We start from the raw sequence: 1,256 nt of genomic DNA, 5'->3' as shown, positions 1-1,256 counted from the left end.
TGAATATTTCTTATATAAGGCAACGCTAGAGAAAACATCCTGACGTATATTTCATTTTTTTTCATATGTGCAATCATCATTTTCTCACCGGCATGGACTGGGCCCCAGCTGGGGCATTTCTCGTCTGAGTCCAAGATCCATTTTTCAGTAATTTATCTATAAAAGAAGCATCGCCTGTCTTTTTAAATATTTCTTGGGCTGCGACCATCCGATGATTCCCCTCAGGGTCAAAGGGGACGGATTTATTTAATCAGCTCATCTGAATTTTTAAATATTTAAATAAATCCGTCCCCTTTACGCAGTCCCCTTTACGACATTTAAATAAATCTGCCTCCTGCACGCTCATAAATAAAATCGTGGCCTGCCCCCGTTTTTACCCAAAGCTAGCGCTACTTCCTCTGATCGGACCCTATTTCCTCGTCGCATTCAAGAAACAGCTAAGAATTTCACACCTGTAACCCCAGCAGCTTGCAGCTTGTCCTTAACTACCAAACTAACAATAATGGCCACTTCAAATTTTTTTAGTCTAAAAATATGCAAACCTTTAACTTTACTTGTATCTAAATACAAGCTCATAAAACCGCGATAATCACCAGCTTTATCCGGCCTAACCGGATCCAGCTCTTCGAACTTTTGAAACTGCGACCTTTCTTCATCTACGCACTCAACGGACGCCAAGGTCACCATCACATTAAAGTCATCTACAGACCCGTGAGAGTTAATACTTACCGGGAAAAATTCTACTTCAGGGAAACACATTAACTCCTTTCTAACTTTTTCACTGACTATGGGAACACCAAAAACCTCCGAAAAAGTAAAGTCCATCCTTGCGCCGGCAACATATACATCAATTTTTCCATGATTTAAGAATTGGGGACGGGAATGCATAAACGCCCAATTATCGACTTCATGTATATCTCCCAAGTGCCACCTACCCGGAAAATTCACATCATCTATCAAACGGAAATATTGCATAATATTACTCTTTTTTTAACCAGCGGTTTACTTGACTGCCTGGCGTAACAGCCTCGACTTTAATCCGTTCCAAGGTCAACTCTATAGCATTTTTATAAGCGCTTGTGTTGGCCGGAACACCGACAGTAGCAGACTGAAGCTGATCATATATATAGGTCAAAGGGGACGGATTTATTTAATCAACTCATCTGGAGTTTTAAATTGTTTAAATAAATCCGTCCCCTTTACGCACTTTACGCAGTCCCCTTTACGCAGGAAGATGTACCTTGACCTATAGAGAA

Annotated in this window: 1 protein-coding gene; it reads right to left on the bottom strand. The window is 40.7% G+C overall.

All coding sequences use genetic code 11. The features are described 5' to 3' along the window. Nucleotides 1–426: 426 nt before the first annotated feature. The gene (locus ACZ5ID_RS37045) at nt 427–975 is read right to left on the bottom strand and encodes an imm11 family protein (protein WP_431035984.1); all 549 of its coding nucleotides are present in this window, start codon (nt 973–975) and stop codon (nt 427–429) included. Between the last annotated feature and the right edge of the window lie 281 nt (nt 976–1,256).

Source organism: Streptomyces sp. NPDC031670 (assembly GCF_055580545.1).
Note: the sequence above shows the minus strand (reverse complement) of the source record. Positions and strands in the feature narration are given on the sequence as shown.